Source organism: Shewanella alkalitolerans (assembly GCF_019457575.1).
In the GTDB taxonomy this organism is placed as follows: Bacteria; Pseudomonadota; Gammaproteobacteria; order Enterobacterales; family Shewanellaceae; genus Shewanella; species Shewanella loihica.
The window spans coordinates 1,742,825-1,765,850 of record NZ_CP080422.1 but is presented as its reverse complement, the minus strand read 5'-3'; the positions used below and the strand labels follow the sequence as shown (position 1 = coordinate 1,765,850).

General features: G+C 51.7%; 23 protein-coding genes. 13 read left to right on the top strand and 10 right to left on the bottom strand.

The window, feature by feature from the left end; genetic code table 11:
* Positions 1-33: 33 nt before the first annotated feature.
* Entirely contained in the window at positions 34-786 is a 753-nt protein-coding gene (locus tag K0J45_RS07985) for a Nif3-like dinuclear metal center hexameric protein (RefSeq protein ID WP_220044900.1), read from the bottom strand.
* A 211-nt stretch (positions 787-997) separates the two neighbouring features.
* Here K0J45_RS07985 and K0J45_RS07980 point away from each other — a divergent pair, with 211 nt between their 5' ends.
* Positions 998-1,357 (top strand): hypothetical protein, encoded by a 360-nt coding sequence (locus tag K0J45_RS07980; RefSeq protein ID WP_144198677.1) that lies wholly within the window; start codon positions 998-1,000, stop codon positions 1,355-1,357.
* A 111-nt stretch (positions 1,358-1,468) separates the two neighbouring features.
* Here the strand turns inward: K0J45_RS07980 and K0J45_RS07975 are convergent, their stop codons facing one another.
* Positions 1,469-1,960, bottom strand: a complete 492-nt coding sequence (locus tag K0J45_RS07975; RefSeq protein WP_220044899.1) for an outer membrane lipoprotein — start codon at positions 1,958-1,960, stop codon at positions 1,469-1,471.
* 52 nt (positions 1,961-2,012) lie between these two features.
* Here K0J45_RS07975 and aat point away from each other — a divergent pair, with 52 nt between their 5' ends.
* The 3 genes from aat (at position 2,013) to infA (ending at position 3,766) form a co-directional block, all read left to right on the top strand.
* Positions 2,013-2,723 carry a leucyl/phenylalanyl-tRNA--protein transferase gene (gene aat, locus K0J45_RS07970; protein ID WP_220044898.1) on the top strand — a complete coding sequence of 237 codons (711 nt, stop codon included), beginning with the start codon at positions 2,013-2,015 and terminating at the stop codon, positions 2,721-2,723.
* Positions 2,713-3,417: an arginyltransferase gene (locus K0J45_RS07965; protein WP_220044897.1), complete on the top strand. Its 705-nt coding sequence runs from the start codon at positions 2,713-2,715 to the stop codon at positions 3,415-3,417. Before aat ends, K0J45_RS07965 begins: the two co-directional genes overlap by 11 nt.
* Before the next feature lie 130 nt (positions 3,418-3,547).
* Entirely contained in the window at positions 3,548-3,766 is a 219-nt protein-coding gene (gene infA / locus K0J45_RS07960) for a translation initiation factor IF-1 (RefSeq protein WP_011865366.1), read from the top strand.
* Between the two features lie 219 nt (positions 3,767-3,985).
* On the opposite strand, the gene clpA is transcribed toward infA, so the two are convergent.
* Positions 3,986-6,244: an ATP-dependent Clp protease ATP-binding subunit ClpA gene (clpA, locus tag K0J45_RS07955; protein ID WP_011865365.1), complete on the bottom strand. Its 2,259-nt coding sequence runs from the start codon at positions 6,242-6,244 to the stop codon at positions 3,986-3,988.
* Positions 6,245-6,279: 35 nt separating this feature from the next.
* Positions 6,280-6,588, bottom strand: a complete 309-nt coding sequence (gene clpS, locus K0J45_RS07950) for an ATP-dependent Clp protease adapter ClpS (RefSeq protein ID WP_011865364.1) — start codon at positions 6,586-6,588, stop codon at positions 6,280-6,282.
* 244 nt (positions 6,589-6,832) lie between these two features.
* Here clpS and cspD point away from each other — a divergent pair, with 244 nt between their 5' ends.
* Positions 6,833-7,039, top strand: a complete 207-nt coding sequence (cspD, locus tag K0J45_RS07945; RefSeq protein ID WP_011865363.1) for a cold shock domain-containing protein CspD — start codon at positions 6,833-6,835, stop codon at positions 7,037-7,039.
* 127 nt (positions 7,040-7,166) lie between these two features.
* Here the strand turns inward: cspD and K0J45_RS07940 are convergent, their stop codons facing one another.
* Positions 7,167-9,386, bottom strand: coding sequence for an NADP-dependent isocitrate dehydrogenase (locus tag K0J45_RS07940; protein ID WP_220044896.1), 2,220 nt, complete (start codon positions 9,384-9,386; stop codon positions 7,167-7,169).
* Between the two features lie 272 nt (positions 9,387-9,658).
* On the opposite strand from K0J45_RS07940, the gene rluE reads away from it, so the two are divergent.
* From rluE to K0J45_RS07910, 6 genes are all read left to right on the top strand, one after another.
* Positions 9,659-10,465 carry a 23S rRNA pseudouridine(2457) synthase RluE gene (rluE, locus tag K0J45_RS07935; protein ID WP_220044895.1) on the top strand — a complete coding sequence of 269 codons (807 nt, stop codon included), beginning with the start codon at positions 9,659-9,661 and terminating at the stop codon, positions 10,463-10,465.
* Positions 10,466-10,476: 11 nt separating this feature from the next.
* On the top strand, positions 10,477-10,926 hold the full coding sequence (locus K0J45_RS07930; protein WP_220044894.1) for an NUDIX hydrolase: 450 nt from the start codon (positions 10,477-10,479) through the stop codon (positions 10,924-10,926).
* A 178-nt stretch (positions 10,927-11,104) separates the two neighbouring features.
* The gene (mnmA, locus tag K0J45_RS07925; RefSeq protein ID WP_144198656.1) at positions 11,105-12,220 is read left to right on the top strand and encodes a tRNA 2-thiouridine(34) synthase MnmA; all 1,116 of its coding nucleotides are present in this window, start codon (positions 11,105-11,107) and stop codon (positions 12,218-12,220) included.
* 3 nt (positions 12,221-12,223) lie between these two features.
* Complete coding sequence (hflD, locus tag K0J45_RS07920) at positions 12,224-12,841, top strand: high frequency lysogenization protein HflD (RefSeq protein ID WP_011865358.1); 618 nt, start codon at positions 12,224-12,226, stop codon at positions 12,839-12,841.
* A 32-nt stretch (positions 12,842-12,873) separates the two neighbouring features.
* The gene (gene purB, locus K0J45_RS07915; RefSeq protein WP_220044893.1) at positions 12,874-14,244 is read left to right on the top strand and encodes an adenylosuccinate lyase; all 1,371 of its coding nucleotides are present in this window, start codon (positions 12,874-12,876) and stop codon (positions 14,242-14,244) included.
* Positions 14,245-14,439: 195 nt separating this feature from the next.
* Entirely contained in the window at positions 14,440-15,588 is a 1,149-nt protein-coding gene (locus K0J45_RS07910; RefSeq protein ID WP_220044892.1) for a ribosomal protein uL16 3-hydroxylase, read from the top strand.
* 187 nt (positions 15,589-15,775) lie between these two features.
* Here K0J45_RS07910 and K0J45_RS07905 read toward each other — a convergent pair whose 3' ends face one another.
* On the bottom strand, positions 15,776-16,225 hold the full coding sequence (locus K0J45_RS07905) for a DUF4826 family protein (protein ID WP_220044891.1): 450 nt from the start codon (positions 16,223-16,225) through the stop codon (positions 15,776-15,778).
* Positions 16,226-16,481: 256 nt separating this feature from the next.
* Here K0J45_RS07905 and K0J45_RS07900 point away from each other — a divergent pair, with 256 nt between their 5' ends.
* Both K0J45_RS07900 and K0J45_RS07895 read left to right on the top strand, forming a co-directional pair.
* Positions 16,482-17,513: a Glu/Leu/Phe/Val dehydrogenase dimerization domain-containing protein gene (locus K0J45_RS07900; RefSeq protein WP_011865354.1), complete on the top strand. Its 1,032-nt coding sequence runs from the start codon at positions 16,482-16,484 to the stop codon at positions 17,511-17,513.
* Between the two features lie 262 nt (positions 17,514-17,775).
* Positions 17,776-18,120 carry a hypothetical protein gene (locus K0J45_RS07895; protein ID WP_220044890.1) on the top strand — a complete coding sequence of 115 codons (345 nt, stop codon included), beginning with the start codon at positions 17,776-17,778 and terminating at the stop codon, positions 18,118-18,120.
* Between the two features lie 136 nt (positions 18,121-18,256).
* Here K0J45_RS07895 and K0J45_RS07890 read toward each other — a convergent pair whose 3' ends face one another.
* The 4 genes from K0J45_RS07890 to ydiJ form a co-directional block, all read right to left on the bottom strand.
* Positions 18,257-18,742 carry a PliI family lysozyme inhibitor of I-type lysozyme gene (locus K0J45_RS07890; protein ID WP_258406794.1) on the bottom strand — a complete coding sequence of 162 codons (486 nt, stop codon included), beginning with the start codon at positions 18,740-18,742 and terminating at the stop codon, positions 18,257-18,259.
* Positions 18,743-18,790: 48 nt separating this feature from the next.
* Complete coding sequence (locus tag K0J45_RS07885; RefSeq protein WP_011865351.1) at positions 18,791-19,207, bottom strand: MarR family winged helix-turn-helix transcriptional regulator; 417 nt, start codon at positions 19,205-19,207, stop codon at positions 18,791-18,793.
* Between the two features lie 123 nt (positions 19,208-19,330).
* Positions 19,331-19,780, bottom strand: a complete 450-nt coding sequence (locus tag K0J45_RS07880; protein WP_220044888.1) for a DUF1285 domain-containing protein — start codon at positions 19,778-19,780, stop codon at positions 19,331-19,333.
* 77 nt (positions 19,781-19,857) lie between these two features.
* Positions 19,858-22,947, bottom strand: coding sequence for a D-2-hydroxyglutarate dehydrogenase YdiJ (gene ydiJ / locus K0J45_RS07875; protein ID WP_220044887.1), 3,090 nt, complete (start codon positions 22,945-22,947; stop codon positions 19,858-19,860).
* Positions 22,948-23,026 lie beyond the last annotated feature (79 nt).

The window sequence follows — 23,026 nt, the reverse complement described above, 5'->3', positions numbered from 1 at the left end:
TAGATACTCGAGTCAGCTTTCACAATCGATTCGTTACACCGGATTGTCGATATCCACAAAATGATGCGTCAGACCAAACTCGTTAGCCAAATGCTCGCCCAATGCCTTGATGCCAAATCTTTCCGTGGCGTGATGACCCGCAGCAAAGTAGTGAATATCCTGCTCGACCGCGCTATGGAAGGTGCGCTCAGACACCTCGCCACTGATAAAGGCATCGACGCCCAAATCCACGGCGATATCTATGTAGTCTTGCGCCCCGCCGCTACACCAAGCCAGGCGATGAATCGGCTTATCGCTCTCACCCAGGTGTAATGCCTGACGACCCAGAACGCCGGCCAGATGCTCGGCAAACGCACTCGGCGCCATAGGCTCATCGAGACGCCCCTGCCACACCAGCCCCTGGGCAACCCCCTCCACCGACTCGGCGTCTATGATCCCAAGCTCTCGCGCCAACTCGGCGTTGTTCCCCAGCATAGGATGACCATCGAGCGGTAGGTGATATCCATAGAGGTTAATATCATTGTTAATCAGCGACTTGATGCGGCGATACTTCATCCCAGTAATGGTTTCAGGCTCACCCTTCCAGAAAAAACCATGGTGCACCAGCAAGGCATCGGCGTTTAGCTCAACCGCCCTGTCGATCAATGCCTGACAGGCGGTCACCCCGGTGACAATCGTCTTAATTCGCTCCTTGCCCTCGACCTGTAACCCGTTGGGGGCATAATCCTTGTAGCTGCCTACCTGCAGAAATTCCGTGAGGTATCGAGTCAATGCTGTGCGATTCATCTAAGCTCCTCATATGAATCAGATAACTTTGGCCATTCCAGCGCTCAAGGGCTGAAAAAATGACCGTGACGATAGCGCCTAGTTTAGCCATATCTGGGCCTCAGTTCATAGAAATACGTTGAATTTCTGTGAAAATTGGACAATTCAGGCGTTTCAGCTATAAAATTAGGCCAAACCTTCAATTACACATTAAAAGAAATAGGTTAATACTATGTCAAAGTTGACCAAAGAAGAGGTGATCAGCACACTCGAGGCTGCATTGAGCAAGGCGCAGGGTAAGAGCGTTACCATCGAGCAGAAAGGAAGCTGGTACAAGATCGATGGTGGTAAGTCTCTTCGTTTTAGTGATTTAGAAGCTATGTTGGCTGAACAAGGTGAGCAAGCTCCTGCAGCTAAGGCTCCTGCAAAAGCGGAAAAACCTAAGGCTGCACCTAAGAAAGCCGCACCTGCGAAAGCAGCCAAGCCTAAGGCAGAGGCGAAAGCCAGCAAATCAACCTCTGGTGGCATGACACCGAAAGAGCTTTGGCGTGCAAAGCTGGCGGGTAAAGGACAACTTCCTCGCGGCTTCTAAACAAGCCGCTTATCGTTATAAAACGTATCGTCATAAAAAAGGAGCCCCATGGCTCCTTTTTTATTGAATGCTTTTATACGACTAGCTTTATGTTGAATAACAGTAGGATGCCTACATCGCCAGGTCGACTCGCACGCCCCCCTGCAGATAGACCACGCGCACCTCATCATCGACGTTGAAAATCATGCCGGGATCCAGGTCCTGGATCACCATTACCTCCCGACCATCTTCATAACGTATCATCAGCTCGACCAACTTTAGTTGCTGATAATAGTCGCCGCCGGCACTGTGCCCTATACCGCCCCCTATCAGGGCCCCCAATACTGTGGCAACGTCCTGACCGCTACCGCCACCAAATTGATGCCCTATGACGCCACCTATCAAGGCGCCGCCAAATGTGCGCCAGCCCTGGTTACGATCTTCCACTAACTGCGTCTGAGTAATGTTACGTACCGAGGTGACATAACCATACTCTACCTTCTCGACGGGGACGGCTTGATTACGCTCGTAGGCGGCACCGACACCAGCACTCAGGCCCAGGCTGGCAAGCAAGATAAAAACTGACCAAATAAAGCGAAAGAGGCGGGGGGTAGGTTTCAACATAAGAGGTTTTCCGCTAACTTATAAAGAGGCCGATAACTAATTTTACTCAATTGTGAACTCACTGTCCTATTTAAATCATGAGCTGGCAAAGTTCCCTTCGCCGGAGTTTGCCCTGACCGATCCAAACGGACTCTTGGCCATCGGCGGCGATCTACACCCTAAGCGCCTCCTCAACGCCTACTATGAGGGGATCTTCCCCTGGTTTAACGAAAACGATCCCATCCTTTGGTGGTCGCCCGACCCCCGCGCCGTGTTTGTGCCCGGTTCACTCAAGGTCAGTCGCAGCCTGAAGCGCGATATCAAACGCCGTCAGTGGCACTTCAGCGTCAATCGCGCCTTTAACAGCGTGATCGAGCACTGCGCCCTCACCCGCCAAGGCAAGGAGGGTACCTGGATCACCTTAGAGATACAGCAGGCCTATAAGGCGCTACACAAGTACAACAAGGCCCACTCGATTGAGGTATGGGACGGCGATAAGCTGATTGGAGGCCTGTATGGGGTGGCCATCGGCCAGGTGTTTTGCGGCGAGTCCATGTTTCACCTGCAGAGTAATGCCTCCAAGGCAGCCATGGCCATGCTGCATCAACACCTGCTATCACACAGATACCGGCTGATCGATGCCCAGGTCATGAATCCTCATCTGGCATCCCTGGGTGCCAAGGCATTAAAGCGAGCGGATTTCATCAACCTATTGAAGCGTTTTCGCGATATCGAGGTTGCCAGCGATGCCTGGCATCCACAAGAGGTGCAGATTGAACTCTAGATCCGACACCATACAGGTGGGTATGACACATACCTTCGACTGCAGCTACCTGCCGGGCAAGCAGGAACAACTGTTAGTGCTGCAGGAGGAGTCTCTCGACCTCACCCTGTTTGAGAAGCTCTTGGCCTTGGGTTTTCGCCGTAGCGGTGAGACGATCTATAAGCCACATTGCCCCCACTGTCAGGCCTGCCTGCCGATACGTATTCCGGTGGAACTCTTTACGCCGTCACGGCGGCAGAAACGCACCCTGAAACAGAATCAGGATGTTAGCTGGCGCTTGGTCGACAACTGCACCGACGAGCATTACGCGCTCTATGACAGGTACATCAAGGCGCGCCATCACGATGGTCCCATGTATCCCCCCTCACGAGAGCAGTATGATCATTTCGTGCAGTGCAGCTGGCATCCACCCAAGCTGCTCGAACTGCGGCTCGATGGTGAGCTGATAGGCGTAGCGGTCACTGACGTGTTACCAAACAGCCTGTCGGCCATCTACAGCTTCTTTGCCCCCGAGCTGGATAAACGCTCTCTGGGGTCCTTGATGATTCTATTGCAGTGCGATCTCGCCAGGCAGATGCACAAGGCGCATGTCTATCTGGGCTATCAGATCCATGAGTCTCGTAAGATGAATTACAAGACCGCCTACCATCCCTACGAGATATTGACCGAAAATGGTTGGCAACGCAGTGAATAAGCGCGCTTAATTAGAAAAAATAAAGCAAACAGATATTTGCCCAGATAACGAACACCTCTTTACAGAAGCGCTAATTTGCGGCATGATACGCCCGTTTTTAATATTTGAAGGCTAACAGGATAACTGATTAATGGCGAAAGAAGACAACATTGAGATGCAAGGCACTATTCTTGAAACCTTGCCAAATACAATGTTTCGAGTAGAGCTAGAGAATGGTCACGTAGTAATCGCCCATATCTCAGGCAAAATGCGTAAAAACTACATCCGTATTCTAACGGGTGATAAGGTCACTGTTCAGCTGACCCCTTATGATTTGAGCAAAGGGCGCATCGTCTTCCGTTCACGCTAATCGTTAGCTTACGAATAATAAAAACCGGCAGTGCCGGTTTTTTTGTTCCTAATCGATAGCGAAACGGGCAGAGACTGGCGGAAACCGACACAGTCCTGACCAAGCCAAATCAGGCAGCGAAGAAGGTTGATGAAGGTTCTAGCCACTAGGCAGGATCTGATACAAAAACCAAATCATGAAAAAAGGCTGCAGATGCAGCCTTTTTATTACGTCAGTGTATTACGCCTGTGTCAGCCGCTCCGACTGCTCAATCTTGATGGTCAGCTTATCACCATCGACATCCACATGGGCCACACCGCCCTTCTCCAGCTTGCCAAAGAGGATCTCATCGGCAAGTGGTCGTTTGATCATCTCGGTGACCACTCGGGCCATAGGCCGTGCCCCCATCGCCTTATCATAGCCCTTCTCGGCCAGTAAGGTTCTGGCGTCATCGCTGACATCCAGCACCACAGATTTCTCATCCAGTTGCGCCTGCAGCTCGACCAGGAACTTGTCGACCACCTTGGCGATGACCGTCATATCCAGATGGTTGAACCAGATGATCTCATCCAAGCGGTTTCTGAACTCGGGCGAGAAGACGCGGTTGATCTCAGACAAAGCATCCTGACTGTGATCTTGCTGCTTGAAGCCGATGGATTTACGCACCGTCTCCTGCACGCCGGCATTGGTGGTCATCACCAAGGTCACGTGTCTAAAGTCTGCCTTGCGACCATTGTTATCGGTCAGGGTACCGTGGTCCATCACCTGCAGCAGCAGATTATAGACATCGGGGTGGGCCTTTTCGATCTCATCGAGCAACACCACACAATGTGGGTTCTTGATCACCGCATCGGTTAACAAGCCCCCCTGATCGTAGCCAACATAGCCCGGCGGCGCACCGATAAGGCGAGACACGGTATGACTCTCCATATACTCGGACATATCGAAACGCACCAGCTTGAGGCTGAGACAGGATGCCAGCTGACTGGTGACCTCTGTCTTACCCACACCGGTCGGACCGGCAAACAGGAAGCTACCCACAGGCTTGTGGGCGCCGCTGAGGCCAGAGCGTGACAGGCGAATCGCCGAGCTTAAGGCTTCAATAGCCTTATCCTGGCCAAACACCACCATCTTAAGATTACGCTCAAGGTTCTTCAGCATATCCTTATCGGTGGCCGATACCGTCTTCTCAGGGATCCGCGCTATCTTAGCTATGATAGACTCGATCTCCGCCTGACCTATGGTCTTCTTGCGCTTGCTCGCTGGCTGCATCGCCATGCGGGCGCCAGCCTCGTCGATCACATCGATCGCCTTGTCGGGAAGATGTCTGTCGTTGATATGCTTATCCGCCAGACGCGCCGCTACCGACAAGGCCGCCATGGTGTAACGCACGCCATGGTGCTCCTCATACTTGCTCTTGAGACCTTGTAGGATCTTAGTGGTTTCCGCCACCGAAGGCTCGTTGATATCCACCTTCTGGAAACGTCTGGCCAGGGCGCGATCTTTCTCGAAGATGCTCTGATACTCCTGGAAGGTGGTCGAGCCCATACAGCGAAGATGGCCACTAGAGAGCAGCGGCTTTAGCAAGTTAGACGCATCCATCACGCCACCGGACGCCGCTCCTGCGCCGATAATGGTGTGGATCTCGTCGATAAACAGTATGGCGTGCTTATCTTGCGAGAGCTCCTTGAGCAGGCTCTTAAAGCGTTTCTCAAAGTCACCACGATATTTGGTGCCCGCCAGCAAGGCGCCGAGATCCAGCGAGTAGACAGTGGCATCAGCCATCACCTCGGGAACCTCGTCGTTGACGATGCGATAGGCAAGCCCCTCGGCAATCGCCGTCTTACCGACGCCCGCCTCACCCACCAATAGCGGGTTATTCTTACGGCGACGGCAGAGGATCTGAATCGAACGCTCAATCTCGTCCGAGCGACCGATCAGAGGATCGATATTGCCCTTGCGGGCCTCTTCGTTGAGATTGGCAGTGAATTGCGACAGCTTGCTGCGCTCTTCCGATTCGCTGTGATCTTCAATCTGTTCGGGTTCCTGAGCATTATCCAGCTCATCACGTGACACGCCGTGGGAGATGTAATTCACCACATCCAGGCGAGTGATCTCACCATTACGCAGCAGATAAACCGCCTGAGACTCCTGCTCGCTGAAGATGGCCACTAAGACGTTGGCACCAGTCACCTCGTTACGCCCCGAGGATTGCACATGAAAGACGGCGCGCTGCAGCACGCGCTGAAAACCTAAGGTAGGCTGGGTTTCTCTGTCGTCGTTGGGATCGCTGATGATAGGTGTGGTCTGTTCGATGAAACTCGACACCTCTTCTCTTAACTTATCGAGGTTTGCACCGCAGGCGAGCAGCGCCTCTTGAGCCGCAGGATTATCGATTAACGCCAATAGCAGATGCTCTACGGTCATGTATTCGTGTCGCGCGTCTCTGGCTTGTTGGAACGCCAGATTCAAGGTGACCTCTAAATCTTTATTTAACATAAGCACCCCCTAAAATAATCACAAAACTTCGATATTCAGGCTTTCTCTAATGAACACAGTAACGGATGTTGGTTTTGTCTTGCAAACTGATTTACTTGTGCGACCTTGGTTTCTGCAATGCCGAAAGGGAAAACGCCGCAAATTCCCTTACCCTGGTGATGAATCGCCAACATGATATCTGTGGCTTCTTGTTCATTTTTATTAAAAAAGAGTTGTAACACCTCGATGACAAAGTCCATCGGGGTATAGTCATCGTTGTTTAAGATCACTTTGTACATCGAAGGCGGCATGAGTTCAGTTTCCGCGCGCTCTTCAATATGCTCAATATTACCTACTTTACCCATATTTCAATATTAGCCTCTAGTTTTGGCTTCTTCCAAAAGTTGCTGACCACCCGGGATAAACCTGTTACTCATCCGACCATTAGAACCAATTGCTGACGAATTTAGCGTAAATGTTGCCTTTTTGTTAAATTGGTCTTGACATCCGCTTTTACTGGTTTCATTCTGTTCATCGAGCGGTGAATTTACCCCGCCTCATAAGTTTTACTATCTTACTGGTCAGTAAACAACAGAAGGAAGTGGAAGTATGGCAAACGGAACTGTGAAATGGTTCAACAACGCCAAAGGATTCGGGTTTATCTGCCCTGAAGCTGGTGGTGAAGACGTTTTCGCACACTATTCTACCATTGAAATGGAAGGCTATCGAACTCTAAAAGCAGGCCAATCAGTCCAATTCGAGGTGGAACAGGGGCCTAAAGGGATGCACGCGTCAGCGATATCGCCCACTAAATAGTGGGTCAAAAAAACAAAAAAGGCAGGGTTATCCCTGCCTTTTTTATTGCTGATTTTTAATCGCTAACAGGTACCTTTAAAGCCATAAAAAAGGGCGCCGTGGCGCCCTTTTTTATTAGATGGCTAAATTAGCCTATCAGCTGGTTCAGCGTCACGCTTGGACGCATCGCCGCTTCCGCCTTAACAGCATCCAGGCGATAGTAACCGCCTAAATCGACCGCAGGGCCCTGCGCACCATTTAACTCGGCAACAATCTTAGCTTCGTTATTGGTTAGTGCTTCGGCAAGTGGCGCGAACTGCGCTTTTAGCTCAGCGTCGCTATCCTGTGCGGCCAGAGCCTGTGCCCAGTACATCGCCAGGTAGAAGTGGCTACCACGGTTATCCAGCTCACCTACACGACGTGAAGGCGAACGGTTTTCATCGAGGAACTTACCGATAGCATTGTCCAGCGCATCGGCCAATACCTGCGCCTTAGGATTGCCATAGTTCTGGCTCAGGTGCTCGAGTGACGCGCCCAGTGCCAGGAACTCACCCAGAGAATCCCAACGTAGGTGACCCTCCTTCTCAACCTGCTGAACATGCTTAGGCGCACTACCGCCGGCACCCGTCTCGAACAATCCACCACCACTCATCAGCGGCACGATTGACAGCATCTTGGCGCTGGTACCCAGCTCAAGAATCGGGAAGAGATCGGTGAGGTAGTCACGTAGCACGTTACCGGTTACCGAGATGGTATCCAGACCTTGCTTGATGCGCTCCAGTGAGAAGCGAGTCGCCGCCACAGGCGCCATGATGTGGATCTCGAGTCCATCGGTGTCATGCTCAGGCAGATACTGCTTCACCTTGGCAATTAGCTGTGCGTCGTGGGCACGGTTCTCGTCTAACCAGAACACGGCTGGCGTCGATGACAGACGCGCACGGTTAACGGCAAGCTTAACCCAGTCACGGATAGGCGCGTCTTTAACCTGACACATTCTCCAGATATCACCGGCTTCGACGTCGTGAGACATCAATAGGTTACCGGCGGCATCAACAACCTTGACCACACCATCGGCGGCGATTTCGAAGGTCTTGTCATGGCTACCATATTCTTCGGCTTTTTGAGCCATCAGGCCCACGTTTGGTACGCTGCCCATGGTGGTCGGATCGAAGGCACCATTTTCTTTACAGAATTGGATAGTTTCCTGGTATACACCTGCGTAGCAACGATCTGGGATCAGCGCCTTAGTATCTTTTAGCTTGCCATCAGGCCCCCACATCTGACCTGAAGAGCGGATCGCCGCAGGCATAGAGGCATCGATGATCACATCGCTTGGCACGTGCAGGTTGGTGATACCACGGTCTGAATCAACCATAGCCAGGGCTGGACGCTCGGCGTAGATAGCGGCGATATCGGCTTCAATTTCGGCCTTCTTGTCGGCTGGTAGGCTGGCTATCTTGGCATAGACGTCACCAAAGCCGTTGTTTACATCGACGCCCAGCTCTTCAAACAGCTGACCATGCTTTTCAAACAGTGACTTGTAGAACACCTTAACCGCGTGACCGAACATGATAGGGTCAGAGACCTTCATCATGGTCGCCTTAAGGTGCAGAGACAGCAATACATCTTCGGCCTTAGCGGCCTCGATTTCGCGCTCCATGAAGGCAACCAGAGCTTTCTTGCTCATAGTCGATGCGTCAATCACCTCACCGGCCAGTAACTTAAGGCCAGCTTTCAGTGTCTTGCTGCTACCGTCTTTACCTTCGAACAGGATATCTATGCTGGTCGGCTCGGCAACAGTCACCGACTGCTCGCTACCGTAAAAATCGCCGGCTTCCATGTGCGCAACATGAGACTTAGAATCACTGCTCCAGGCACCCATTGAGTGTGGGTTCTTCTTGGCGTAGTTTTTTACAGAAGTTGGCGCGCGGCGGTCTGAGTTACCTTCACGCAGCACTGGGTTAACGGCACTCCCTTTGATCTTGTCGTAACGCGCCTTGATATCAGCTTCTGCGTCATTTTGCGGCTCATCAGGGTAGTTAGGCAGTGCATACCCCTTATCTTGCAGCTCCTTGATACAAGCTTTTAGCTGTGGAATAGAGGCGCTGATGTTTGGCAGCTTGATGATATTTGCTTCTGGCTTAGTGGCCAGCTCACCCAGCTCGGCGAGCGCGTCAGAGATCTGCTGTTCTGGCTTTAAGAATTCAGGGAAATTGGCAATAACACGGCCAGATAAAGAGATGTCGCGTGTCTCAACGCCAACTCCAGCGGCTGCGGTAAAATGCTTGATAATAGGCAACAGAGATAGGGTCGCGAGAGCCGGAGCTTCATCTGTCTCCGTATAGATGATCGTTGGATTGTCGTTCATTATTACTTCCTACGTTTTTGTAAAATAAATCGTTTATGAATCAAACTACTATGACGTCATTATTATAATTTTACGATGGCGAATGCGAGGCATGAAAAGGATAAATCGTAAGGGTGAACGCCCTGGGGCTCTCCCCTGACACTTAAACCGATTTAATGCAAAACAAAGCGCGGTTAACATCTCAAAATCTGTTCACGTTTTGCTATCGATCACATTTAGTTGGCCGACATCATAAATCATTCACGCCAATATTCAAATTCCACTAATGGCGAATGCACAGTACAATGTCAGCATTAGCATACACTCAGCCAAAAGTTTGCCTCGTGAGTCCAAAAACACCCAGTGCCAATAAGCTAGCTTCTCGTCGTCAGGGAGCGAAAAACAACGCCCCAGCCAATAAATCCAAAGGCAATTCTTATCGGCCAATACGAGGAGTGGGCGCCACCGCGGCAGAGGGTGTCAAACACAAAACTAAGCTTAAAGCTAAGCCTAAGTCCAAACCTAAGCCCAAACCAAAGCCAAAGCCAAGGCCGCAGAACCCCGTCATAGTGCTGTTTAACAAGCCCTTCGATGTCTTGTGTCAGTTCACCGATGAGCAGGGCCGCCAGACCTTGAAGGACTTCATCCCGATTCAAGATGTCTACGCCTCCGGCAGGCTCGACAGAGACAGCGAAGGCTTACTGCTACTCACCAACGACGGTCAGCTCCAGTCGCGTATCACAGAGCCCAAGAAGAAAACCGATAAGACCTACTGGGTTCAGGTCGAAGGCATTCCCAGCGACGAGGCGATTCAGGCACTAAGAGATGGCATCACCCTCAAAGATGGTCCGACCCTGCCGGCCAAGGTGGAGCGTATCGCCGAGCCGGATGTCTGGCCCCGTAACCCACCGGTGCGAGAGCGCAAACAGATCCCCACCAGCTGGCTGGCGATCACCATCTGCGAGGGACGCAATCGTCAGGTCAGGCGCATGACCGCCCATGTGGGTTACCCAACGCTAAGACTGATTCGTTATAAAATAGGTCAATGGAGCCTGGATGGCATCGCAAATGGCGAATATAAGGTGCTCCCCCAATCCTAACGAGGTAATAGATGGAACGTTATAAACCCAATGTCACCGTCGCCTGCGTCATCAATTGTGACGACAAATACCTGATGGTCGAGGAGCTCATCGATGGCAAGCTCGCCTACAACCAGCCCGCAGGTCATCTGGAAGCCTTTGAGAGCCTTAATCAGGCCTGCGAGCGCGAGGTATGGGAAGAGACAGGCCTTAGCATTAAGGCGCAGTCGCTGATCAACATCTATCAGTTTCAAGCAAGAGACGATCTGGCCTTCCTGCGCTTCACCTATGCCTGCACCTTAGATGAGCCGCTCACACCCAAGCCCCAAGACAGCGCTATTCGCCGCGCCCTGTGGATGACGCTCGATGAGATAAGCCAGCTCAAGGGCCAGCTCAGAAGCCCCCTGGTACTGCAATGTATTTTCGACTTTCGTCAGGGAAAACTCTTTTCGACTGAGGTGGTCAATAGCCGCTTTCTCTAGTTAGCCCAAAGTCACAATGCATGATAGAATATGCCCCCGCATATTATGGTGATGATTTTCCCGGCAAGTGATGCGTGATCAACGCGTAATTAGACACAGGGCTAAGCAGGCAAACCGGCTTGCTCAACCGCCGAAAACAGCCACCATAGCTACACGAATTTAATGGTTTTTAGGATTTATGGCAGCAATCGAACCCAATCCAAACGGTAAAAAAGTGATCGTCGGTATGTCCGGCGGTGTCGACTCATCTGTTTCGGCGTATCTCCTCATGCAACAGGGCTATCAGGTCGAAGGCCTGTTCATGAAAAACTGGGAAGAGGACGATACCGACGAGTATTGCGCCGCCGCCGAAGATCTTAAAGATGCCCAAGCCGTTTGTGACAAACTGGGGATCAAGCTGCACACGGTCAACTTTGCTGCCGAATACTGGGACAATGTGTTCGAGTACTTCCTCGCCGAATACAAGGCGGGCCGAACCCCTAACCCAGACATCATGTGCAACAAAGAGATCAAGTTTAAAGCGTTTCTCGAGTTTGCCGACGACATCTTAGATGCCGACTATATCGCCATGGGCCACTATGTGCGCCGCAGCGATGCCTCAGGTCAAAGCCAGATGCTACGTGGCGTCGACGGCAACAAAGACCAGAGCTACTTCCTCTACACCTTGAGCCATGAGCAGATCGCCCGCTCCCTGTTTCCCGTAGGTGAACTGGAGAAGAGCGAAGTGCGTGAAATTGCCAAGGAGATGGGGCTGGTTACCCATGACAAGAAGGACAGCACAGGCATCTGCTTTATCGGCGAGCGTAAGTTCACCGATTTTCTACGTACCTTCCTGCCCGCGCAGCCCGGCAAGATAGAGACTGCCGAAGGCGAAGTCATAGGTGAGCACCAAGGCTTGATGTACCACACCCTGGGCCAACGCAAGGGGCTGGGGATAGGCGGCATGAAGAACAGCAACGACGATCCTTGGTATGTGGTCGATAAAGATCTCGAGCGTAACGTGTTGGTTGTCGGTCAAGGTGGTAAGCACCCTCGCCTCATGTCGGTGGGTTTCTACGCCGATCAGCTACACTGGGTCGATAGAAAAGGGCCTGTCGATGGCGCTAAGATCACGGTCAAGACACGCTACCGTCAGCAGGATGTGGCCTGTACCCTCACCTATGAAGGGGATGATCGCATCAAGGTGATCTTCGACGAGCCAGTTGCCGCCGTAACCCCTGGTCAGTCGGCCGTCTTCTACGACGGTGAAGTCTGTCTGGGCGGCGGTATCATAGACAGTCTGATTAGAGAGTAAGACGTGAGCGAGCCGATTTTCGACAGAACCATGGCCTTTGCCGGTATATTGCAGGCGATAGGTCAGGTACAAAAGGTTGCCAGACACGGCCAGGCAGACGATGAGATGCTTGGCGCCTGTTTGGGTACCATCATGGTGACCAACCCAGACAGCACTGCCGATGTATATCAAGACAAGGTCGCGCTGAATCGCGGCTACCAACTAGTGTTGAACCAGCTGGGCGATGACAAGCAGAAAGATGTCGAGGTGACCCGCTACCTTATCGGTATCCTGGCTTTGGAGCGTAAGCTGTCACGCAGCTCAAACGCCATGGGCATGCTGGCCGAGCGCATCAATCAAGTACACCGCCAGCTGCACCACTTTGCCATTACCGACGAGCAGGTGGTTGCCAACTTCGCCGGCATCTACAGCGATATAATCAGCACCTTAGGCCCCAAGATACAGATCTCGGGCAATCCCGAGTACTTGAAACAACCTATGGTGCAACATAAGATACGCGCCCTGCTACTGGCTGCCATGCGCAGCGCAGTCCTGTGGCGCCAACTTGGAGGCAAGCGCAGGCACCTTGTCTTCTCGCGAAAAACAATAGTTGATACAGCTAAGAAAAGCCTCACCCTATAAATAATAAGTTAAGTTCATTAAAGGAGCTTCTAATGGAACTTTCCGCACTAACTGCTATCTCTCCGGTAGACGGTCGTTATGGTAGTAAAACCGCCTCATTGCGAGGGATTTTCAGCGAGTACGGCCTGACCAAATACCGTGTTCAAGTCGAAATCAACTGGCTAAAGCTGCTGTCCAGCTGCCCAGAAATTGAAGAAGTTCCTCCTTTTAGCGAAGCCGCACTGGCCTTGCTCGACCAGATCAAAGACAACTTCAGCGAAGAAGACGCAATGCGCGTCAAGACCATCGAGGCCACCACTAACCACGATGTGAAGGCCGTTGAGTACTTTATCAAAGAGAAGATCGCCGATAACAGCGAACTAGTTGCCATAGGTGAGTTTGTTCACTTCGCCTGTACCTCGGAAGATATCAACAACCTTTCTCACGGCCTGATGCTTAGCGAAGCCCGCGAGCAGGTACTGGTGCCATACTGCCAACAGATCGTCGATGGCGTGAAGAAACTGGCCAGCGAATATCGCTCTGTACCACTGATGTCACGTACCCATGGCCAACCAGCTTCGCCTTCTACCCTAGGTAAAGAGATGGCCAACGTCGCCGTGCGTCTAGAGCGTCAGCTTAAGCAGATCCAAGCGGTTGAGATCATGGGTAAGATCAATGGCGCCGTGGGTAACTACAACGCTCACCTGTCAGCCTACCCTGAAGTTGACTGGCACACACTGTCAGAGCGTTTCGTGACCAGCCTGGGCCTTAACTGGAACCCATACACCACTCAGATCGAACCACACGATTATATCGCAGAGCTGTTCGATGCCGTCGCCCGTTTCAATACCGTACTGATCGATTTTGACCGCGACATCTGGGGTTATATCGCCCTGGGTCACTTCAAGCAGAAGACGATTGCCGGTGAAATCGGTTCATCGACCATGCCGCACAAGGTTAACCCTATCGATTTCGAAAACTCAGAGGGTAACCTGGGTATCGCTAACGCCCTGATGCAGCACCTGGCGGCTAAACTGCCTGTGTCTCGCTGGCAGCGCGACCTGACCGACTCGACGGTACTGCGTAACCTGGGTGTGGGCATGGCGCACTCGCTGATCGCTTATCAGGCAACTCTGAAAGGCATTAGCAAGCTCGAAGTGAACGAGGCTCACCTGCGTGAAGAGCTGGACCAAAACTGGGAAGTGTTGGCCGAGCCAGTACAAACCGTTATGCGCCGCTACGGCATCGAGAAGCCATACGAGAAGCTTAAAGAGCTGACTCGTGGTAAGCGTATCGATGGCGAGCAACTGGCACAGTTCATCGACACTCTCGAGCTACCAGATGATGTGAAGCTTGAGCTGAAGAAGATGACGCCTGCCAACTACATTGGCCGCGCCGAAACTTTTGTGGATGATCTCAAGTAATCATCCCTAACACCTTATGAAAGGCGGTAGGCAGCAGCTTACCGCCTTTTTATTTCTGGAATATCTAGTTTCAGCAATACCTAGTTTCAGAAAGATGCGATTTCCTGACTATATTATTTCCGGATTATGTGATTTCCGGATTATGTTATTTCGGCATATACTGCCCTCTATTATTCAGGCCTGATGACCGACGCCATGTATACTCCCAACTTCGATACCCAAGAGTTTTTAGCCCATCACTGGCAGAAGCAGCCTCTGGTGATTAAAGGCGCCTTCGCGCACTTTCAAGATCCTATCGCCCCCGATGAACTGGCGGGACTCGCCTGCGAAGAGGAGGTCGCCTCGCGCATCGTCCTGACCAAAAAGGATAATTGGGAGATCATCCAGGGCCCCATCGAAGACTACTCCCCCTTTGGCGATGCCAACTGGCAGCTACTGGTCCAGGCCGTCAACCACTGGTATCCGGATGTGGAGCCTCTGGTTAACGCCTTTCGCTTCATCCCTGACTGGCGCTTCGACGATCTTATGGTCTCCTACGCCACGCCCGGTGGTGGCGTCGGCCCTCATATAGACAACTATGATGTCTTCTTGCTGCAAGGCGAAGGCAGGCGCCGCTGGAAAGTCGGTGCCAAGGGACAGTATTCGCCCCGCGGCGGCGATACCCACACGGCGCTGATCGATGATTTTGAGCCCATCCTGGATGTGGTACTCGAGGCTGGCGACATGCTCTATATCCCGCCAGGCTTCCCCCACCGAGGTGAGACATTGGAGACGGCGCTGAGCTACTCCATAGGTTTTCGCGCGCCCAGCCAGCAGGAGCTCTTTAGCAGCATCGCCGATCACTTGATTGACACCAACGGCGGCAATAAGCGCTTTACCTCAAACCAGGAACCCGCCAGCCCAGGGCTACTGAGCGTCGAGCAGCAAGCAGGCATGTTAGCCCTGGTCTCTGAGATCTTGTCTCAGCCTGACCACTATCAAACCGTGCTGGGTCAGACCCTGAGTCAGAACCGCTTCGAACTTGATCTGGCTGAGCAAGGGGAAAGTTACAGCCAAGATGAGCTGATGGAGGCCCTGGAAGATGGCGCCTGCCTACAACGCATCGGCGGGCTGAAGGTGATTCGTCTCGAAGGCGATAAACACGCTAGGCTCTTTATCAATGGTGAGATCTACGACTTTGATTCTGTTGATGATGACGATGCAGATGAGCTAGATGACGAACTTATGCTGCTGGCTAATGCATTTAGCTTCGAGGGCGAGCAGGCGCTGGACCTGTGTCAGCATGAGGCCATAGGCCAATACTTTGTCTGGTTACTCAACTCTGGCTACGCCTACCTGGCATAAGCTGCCAGATGCTCGTTTCAAGTAGCTGACGCCGAGTAGTTGATATTCTGTATCTGGTCTCAAGAAAGTGTTGAAGCTGACAACACGAAAAAGCCGCCTCAGATGGGCGGCTTTTTTATTAGGCTTTAGGCTCTCGTTTCAAGCGCTTTTTAAAGACACGCTAAACAGCGGTGGCTGTTTAAAACGCTTAGCCTTCTTTCCACAATTTTTCGTCGTTGTGGATCTGATACAGGCTCTCGGCACGTGACACCAACAGCTGCGCAAACTGAGCCTGGGTCTTGTCCTTTACGGCGCCAGATTTAACCAGGTTTTCCGCCTTAAGCTGCCACATCATAGAGAAATGGCGAATCGCGTCGCGCGCGGTGGCAGCGACCTTTACATCCACATAATCTGAAGGCAGATCGCCAGACATCACCCAGAAGGTCTGTGACTTTGGCTGCTTAGACTCCATCTTCCATACCGCGAGGAAAGGCGCAAGGTAACGGCTCTCTTCGGCAATCACTTTACTTGGGATCACCCCTTTTTCCGCCAGAAAGCGGTTTGCCTTCTGAAAATGCTCTTTAACCCATTGTTGTGTCAGGGTTTCTTGTTCTTCTGGAGTGAGTGCTTTAGTGTTCTCGACTGCTTGTTCCGTCATACTGCTTCCTATTGTTATAGTTATGCTGTGAAGGGCGAAATGGAGCTGACAAACTGCATATTGCGTGAAAATTCACACACAACTTTACGTTAACGTAAAGTGGAAAGCAAAATTGCCACACCGATCACAATTAATCCCAATCTTTGCTTTGTTGAGAGTATCGCTAAATGCTATCGTTCTGCAATAAATATAACAAGCCGTCGAAGGCGCCTCTTTGGCATTCGGCGTTTTAATTCCCAAGCGGAGAACTCATAAAGTGGCAGTATTTAATCATATCTCATTTGATGACCACGAACAGGTCGTATTTTGTCATGATAAAGAAAGTGGCTTACGTGCAATCATAGCCATTCACAACACCAACCTGGGCCCAGCGGTCGGCGGTTGCAGAATGTGGAACTATGAGTCTGATGACGAAGCACTTACCGACGTATTACGTCTGTCTCGTGGCATGACCTACAAGAACGCCCTAGCCGGTCTGGCAATGGGTGGCGGTAAGTCGGTGATAATCGCCGATCCTAAAGTGGAAAACCGTGAAGCCCTGTTCCGCGCCTTCGGTCGTTGTATTCATACTCTGGGTGGTAAGTACTACTCAGCAGAAGATGTGGGCGTGTCTACCAGCGACATCATGATTGCTCACCAAGAAACCCCATACATGGCGGGTCTTGAAGGTCAGAGCGGTGACCCATCACCATTTACTGCGCTTGGCACCTACTTGGGTATCAAGGCTGCCGTTAAGCATCAGCGTGGCCTGGACAGCCTCAAGGGCCTTAAGATTGCCGTTCAGGGCGTTGGCCACGTAGGTTACTACCTGTGTCGTCACCTGCATGAAGAAGGCGCCGAGCTGATCGTAACCGACATTCACCAGTCCTCACTGGATAAGGTCGCTACCGAGTTTGGTGCTACCGTAGTTGCGCCTCAAGATATCTACCATCAAGATGTCGATATCTATGCACCATGTGCCCTGGGTGCCACCATCAACGACACCACGATTCCACTGCTGAAGGCTAAGATTGTGGCAGGTTGTGCCAACAACCAGCTTGCCGAACTGCGCCATGGCGAGAAGCTTAAAGAGCTGGGCATCCTGTACGCGCCAGACTATGTGATCAACGCCGGCGGTATCATCAACGTTTCGTTCGAAAAAGATTACGACGCGCAAAAATCTACTGCCAAGGTGGAAGAGATCTACAACACCCTTCTGAAGATCTTCGAGCAGTCTGATGCGCAAAACCGCACCACAGCGGATGTTGCCGACGAACTGGCACGCGCCATCATCAACGGCGAAAAATAATTTCTGGCACTAATTTCTGGTGCTAGCGAATCAAAAAACCACCGATAAGTTCGGTGGTTTTTTTATTGCCTGCAACCCGAGTTTTGCACTAGGCCGTAGCCTACTCAACCGATAAAAAACAGCTCAAAATTTTTCTGATTCGATTTTTCTTTTAGCGCCAATGAGATAATTTTCAGACACAGATTTTTCACAAAGGCGCACTGGAAAATGTCATATTCCTCTGCTTGACTTAGAGGCTCATCATCTTCGCTAGGATTGCATTATGATAAGTTTCAAGTACCACTTTAATCAGGATTTAGTGGAGTTACAGGCCAGTAACTGGATAGGTCTGGAGCAGGTATTTGTTAACGGCAAGCGGGTCTCGCGTAAGCTGAATTTCGGTCCCAAGAGCGAACATGAGGTGAAGCTACACAGCGGCGATCCCTGTAAGTTTCAACTCTTTATCGATCCCAATAGCGAGCAGATGATCTGCCGCATCTACAAACAAAACCGCCTGATCACCAGCATCAAACAGGGAAAGGAAAACCTGATGCAGAGCCGCCTGCTGCTACAATCTGTCATCATAGTGATGGCCGTCTCGAGCCTGGGCATGTTGCTGGTGGTGTAACATAAAGTTACGACATCCCGAGCTTAATCGCCTATTCAAATAAAAGAACAGATCTAACCAGACAGACACGATAGCGCAGACAAGTATTCAAGCTTCTGTGACCATCCGCGCCAATACACCAAAAAAGCTCTGCTTATTAGCAAAGCGTCAGGCTTTCCCCAGCGACACAGACGGCTTGAGTACTCTGATAGTTACCGCTGCCTGCCGTCACCATGGTAACCACAAGCTTCTGTTGCTTCTGAGAATTATCCACCAGCTCGGCCTTTAAGATGGTGCCGTCCCGCACGAAGGCCAGACTAGCGACAAAATCCCCCACATCCAGGTTACGATACAGACTCACCTGCACGCTGCCGATAGATCTTGGCTCCAGCGCCCCCTCGACCACCACCAGGCTGTAGCCGTTTACCAGCGTAAAGGCTTTAGCGTAGCTGTCACTCCCCACACTCGATGCACCAACCGCTTCTGGCTCGGAGGCAGTAGCTTGAGATGTGGAAGAGTGAGTTGAGGATTGGGTTGAGGATTGGTTTGAGGCTTGAGTTGAAGACTTGGGCGATTTCTCGATATTGACCATACAAGCAGACAGGCTCATTACAAGCGTCGCCGTTAGCAGAGGTTTCAGCATTTCGATCATCCGTTGATTTAGGTGAGGTTTGATAATAGGTCAGATTGCTTAGGATAGGCCATTGATCTTATTGAGTAGATAGATAAATTGTTGTGATTCAAACTCAGACAGGTTACCGAGAAACTGCTCGTTGACCCGCTCTGCCTCGCAGATAAGATCTTGTTCCAACGCCTTGGCACTGTCGGTTAGGAAAATTTTGAAGGCGCGGCGATTGTCCGCCTCCTGATGACGGGTGATATAGCCCTGTACCTGCAGCTGATCTAACAGGCGGGTCATGGTGTAGTTAGCCACGTCGCAGCGCTTAGACAGCTCTGTCTGAGTAACGCCCTCCTCCTGCCACAGGGCAAACAAGACGGGCCAGAGTTTAATGTCCAGCTCATAGCGCTTTAGCCTCTCATCCAAGGCCTTCTGAAGCTCGATATTAAGATGAGATACCAGGTATCCCAAGCTTTCATAATGTTTCAATCAGCACCTCCAGATACAGCGGTCATGCATTAATACTAACATCTGGTCCTAAAGAAACTAGGGCTCGGCTAACGCTAATTCGTAACGAAAAACCAATTGTCTTATCTAAGAAAGGCTTAAGTCTTAGTTTGCGTCGCCGTCTTGATTTAGCAGGTATTGCTCAATAAAACGATAATAACAGGCTCTTCCAAGTTTAGCCGATAATCCTCTGGCTAAGGAGACTGATATTTCCGCCTCATCCACTACAAAAGCATCATAGCCGGCCACCTGAAACTGGGTGCCTATGGAGCTGGTCAGGGTAAATTGACCGTCTTGCGTCTCTTCATAATCATTGATAATAAAGGGAAACTCGTCAACCTCTACCCTCACCGTCTCCACCGGCGTCATCAGGAAATACCCCTCAGATTTAAGATTCAAAATGGTGGCAAAAAGCCGGCAAAATTTATCAGGCAGGGACTCAGTGCGATAAAACCAGCGCCCCTGATTATCGATATGAAACAGGGGCGCCTCATCGCATAGCGGCGCCCCTTGAGTGATTTGCCGCAGCTGAGCGGCGACTTCATGTTCAGGCATAGTCTCTCGTTAGCTCATTAGCCATGCACTGATTTACCATGAACAGATTAATCATGAACAGATTAGCCATGCATTTACTAAACATTATCGATAAGACCCAGCAGCGCCTGCACCGGGTGTTTAGGTTTGAAGCCACCGAAACGCTTCACCTGGCTACGACAAGAATAACCCGAGATCAATATCTGCTCTTGTGACAGCGATTCTATGGCCTTCTCCCAGGACATCTCATACAGGGCCTTGGAGCGCTTAAGGTTATCGCTCTCGTGACCATAGGTGCCCGCCATGCCGCAGCAGCCAAGGCTGACTGTGCTTAGCTCGGCACCAAATGCACTAAATATTGCCTGCCACTCTTTGGCCGTATTGGGCTTGGCCGTCGATTCGGTGCAGTGACTGAACCAGGTAAACTGCCTATCAGAACTAGCAGCATTAGCCGAATCTGCTGACACATTTAACTTAGCTGACTTAGCTGTCGGCGCCACGGTGTCGATCACCTTGAGCAACCATTCGTTGGCCAACAGCACGTTAAAGTCGCCACGGTTTTCAGCCAGGATCTCTTTATATTCATCGCGATAGCAGAGCACCATGGCAGGATCTACCCCGACCATAGGCATGCCAAGGGCGTGCACTTGATTCAAGAAATCGGCGCTGGATTGAGCCGTCTTGGCAAACTTTTCCAGGAAACCTTTAATATGAATCGGCTTACCGTTAGGCTTAAAGGGCAGCAGTACTGGCTTGAAGCCCAGCTTCTCGATGAGCTTAATAAAGTGATAAACCGTCTCGGCTTCATAGAAGCTGTTGAACGGGTCTTGCACCACCAGCACATATTGGTCACGTTCGGCTTCTGGGATCTGTTGCAGCGCGTTCAGGTCATAGCCACGGCAGGCGTGATTCTCCAGACGCTGCTTGAGGGTCGGCACTGACAGCGCTGGCGCATCCACATAGCCGATAGATTGTTTAATCACCCACTGACTCAGCTTGTTTTGTGAGGCAAAGTTGGTGATTTGAGGCACCTTGGCCATCAATGGTAGACTCTCTTCAATTCCTGCCACCAGATAGTCTTTCACAGGTCTGAGATAGCGCTGGTAATAGATGTTGAAGAACTGCGCCCTGAACTTGGGCACATCCACCTTCACAGGGCACTGAGACGAGCACGCCTTACAGGCGAGACAGCCCTTCAACGACTCCATCACCTCGTGGGAGTAGTCATATTCGCGCTCTTTCTTCAGGGTGTTCTGGGTGCGTTGCAGCCAGCCCAGAGGCTTGGCCTTGGCTAAGGCCTCGACATCCACGCCTTCGGCTTCCAATAAGCGCAACCACTCGCGCATCAGACCCGCACGCCCTTTCGGCGATTGTACCCTGTCTCCGGTCACCTTAAATGAGGGGCACATGGGCGAATAGACACTGTAGTTGAAACAGAGGCCGTTGCCGTTACAGTTCATTACATCGGGGAAGGCCTCGCGGGTGTTGACCGGGATCTGACGATCGAAGGCGCCGCGTTTGGTACTGTCGACGTTATAGAGCAGCGGTCCGCTGCCTTTGGGCGCCACCAGCTTGCCTGGATTGAGCTTGTTATTGGGGTCGAAATAACCTTTGACCTCTTCGAGCAGGCCGAACAGGGTCTCGCCGAACACAGATGGGCCATACTCGCCACGTACTCCCTTACCATGCTCGCCCCACATCAGGCCGCCATACTTAAGGGTCAGTGCCGCCACCTGATCCGATACCGTCTTGAGCAGTCGCTCATCCTGCGGGTCGCACATATCCAGCGCCGGACGCACATGCAGCACGCCCGCATCCACGTGACCGAACATGCCATACTGCAGCTCATGGCTGTCCAGCAGTGCCCTGAACTCCAAGATAAAGTCAGCCAGCTTTTCAGGCGGCACAGCGGTATCTTCGGCGAAGGCGATAGGCTTACGGCTTCCCTTTGTGGCGCCAAGCAGCCCCACCGCCTTCTTGCGCATGGCGTAGATGGTGTTGATGCTCGCCTTATCCGATGTGACCTGATAACCCAGCAGGCCAGCCTCGTTAGCGGCAAGCTGAGTATCGAGCATCGCCTCTAATTGTTTAACTTTGGCCTCCACCTCGTCTGGCTCACCGGCGAACTCCACCATGTTGAGGCCATCGATGGAGGCGCCCGGCACATCTTCAATCAGAGATGACACCGAATGCCAGATGATATCCTGCTTGGCCAGATTTAGAACCTTAGAGTCCACGGTTTCTACAACAGTCGCCTTGGCCTTAACCAAGTCCGGCGCGTGACGCAGGGCCGACTGGAAAGAGTCATACTTGATGTTGACCATCATACGGGTCTTGGGCAGCGGCGTAATATCCAGCTTGGCCTCGGTGATCACCGCCAGCGTGCCTTCGGAGCCGGTAAGAATCCGCGATAGGTTGAACTCATCGACAGCATCGTTCCAGACATTTTTCAGATCATAACCCGTCAGGAAACGGTTGAGCTTTGGAAAGCGGCTCTCTACCTCGCCTCTGTGCTCACGGGTCATGCGGGCGATATCACGCTGCAGTGCTTGCCCCAGGCTTGGGGATTCCAGCGCATCTAAGGCTTCGAGTGCTTTTAGATCCAGCGGCTTGGTCTCCAGCACACTACCATCATAAAGCACGCTGGTCAGCTCGAGCACATGATCAGAGGTCTTGCCATAAACCAGTGAGCCGGCGCCCGAGGCGTCTGTGTTGATCATGCCGCCCATGGTGGCGCGGTTAGAGGTTGAGAGATCTGGACTGAAGAAGAAACCATGGGGGCGCAGCGCGTCGTTGAGCGCATCTTTGACCACACCTGCCTGCACCCTCACCCAGCGCTCCTTCTCGTTGATCTCAATCACCTGATTGAAATAACGCGACAGATCCAAAATGAGGCCATGGGTCAGCGACTGACCGTTAGTGCCTGTGCCGCCCCCGCGCGCACTAAAGACTACCTGTTTAAACTCTGGCTTAGTCGCCAGGGTCATGATCAACTTAACATCGGCCTGTGTCTTGGGATACAAGATCGCCTGAGGCAGAAACTGGTAGACAGAGTTATCCGTTGCCTGGGCGAGACGCGCACTGTAACGCTTATCGATATCGCCACAATAATTGCTCTGGGCAAGGGCGTCGAGAAACGCCAAATAGGCAGGCTCTAGGGTCTGTTGATGGGATAACTTAGGGAGCATGATGACTTCTTTTCAATTGGTGTTTATTAAAATAATGTTGCCATTATAAACAAAAAAAAGCCGCTAAAAAGCGGCTTTC

Bases quoted from the DNA above. Each gene is read 5' to 3' on its own strand.
- mnmA (WP_144198656.1), top strand. From the start codon at position 11,105: ATGGCAGCAATCGAACCCAATCCAAACGGTAAAAAAGTGATCGTCGGT.
- K0J45_RS07940 (WP_220044896.1), bottom strand. From the start codon at position 9,386: ATGAACGACAATCCAACGATCATCTATACGGAGACAGATGAAGCTCCG.
- clpA (WP_011865365.1), bottom strand. From the start codon at position 6,244: ATGTTAAATAAAGATTTAGAGGTCACCTTGAATCTGGCGTTCCAACAA.
- K0J45_RS07895 (WP_220044890.1), top strand. From the start codon at position 17,776: ATGATAAGTTTCAAGTACCACTTTAATCAGGATTTAGTGGAGTTACAG.
- clpS (WP_011865364.1), bottom strand. From the start codon at position 6,588: ATGGGTAAAGTAGGTAATATTGAGCATATTGAAGAGCGCGCGGAAACT.
- K0J45_RS07880 (WP_220044888.1), bottom strand. From the start codon at position 19,780: ATGCCTGAACATGAAGTCGCCGCTCAGCTGCGGCAAATCACTCAAGGG.
- K0J45_RS07905 (WP_220044891.1), bottom strand. From the start codon at position 16,225: ATGACGGAACAAGCAGTCGAGAACACTAAAGCACTCACTCCAGAAGAA.
- infA (WP_011865366.1), top strand. From the start codon at position 3,548: ATGGCGAAAGAAGACAACATTGAGATGCAAGGCACTATTCTTGAAACC.
- K0J45_RS07985 (WP_220044900.1), bottom strand. From the start codon at position 786: ATGAATCGCACAGCATTGACTCGATACCTCACGGAATTTCTGCAGGTA.
- K0J45_RS07975 (WP_220044899.1), bottom strand. From the start codon at position 1,960: ATGTTGAAACCTACCCCCCGCCTCTTTCGCTTTATTTGGTCAGTTTTT.
- K0J45_RS07890 (WP_258406794.1), bottom strand. From the start codon at position 18,742: ATGCTGAAACCTCTGCTAACGGCGACGCTTGTAATGAGCCTGTCTGCT.
- ydiJ (WP_220044887.1), bottom strand. From the start codon at position 22,947: ATGCTCCCTAAGTTATCCCATCAACAGACCCTAGAGCCTGCCTATTTG.
- K0J45_RS07910 (WP_220044892.1), top strand. From the start codon at position 14,440: ATGTATACTCCCAACTTCGATACCCAAGAGTTTTTAGCCCATCACTGG.
- K0J45_RS07930 (WP_220044894.1), top strand. From the start codon at position 10,477: ATGGAACGTTATAAACCCAATGTCACCGTCGCCTGCGTCATCAATTGT.
- cspD (WP_011865363.1), top strand. From the start codon at position 6,833: ATGGCAAACGGAACTGTGAAATGGTTCAACAACGCCAAAGGATTCGGG.
- rluE (WP_220044895.1), top strand. From the start codon at position 9,659: ATGCACAGTACAATGTCAGCATTAGCATACACTCAGCCAAAAGTTTGC.
- K0J45_RS07980 (WP_144198677.1), top strand. From the start codon at position 998: ATGTCAAAGTTGACCAAAGAAGAGGTGATCAGCACACTCGAGGCTGCA.
- purB (WP_220044893.1), top strand. From the start codon at position 12,874: ATGGAACTTTCCGCACTAACTGCTATCTCTCCGGTAGACGGTCGTTAT.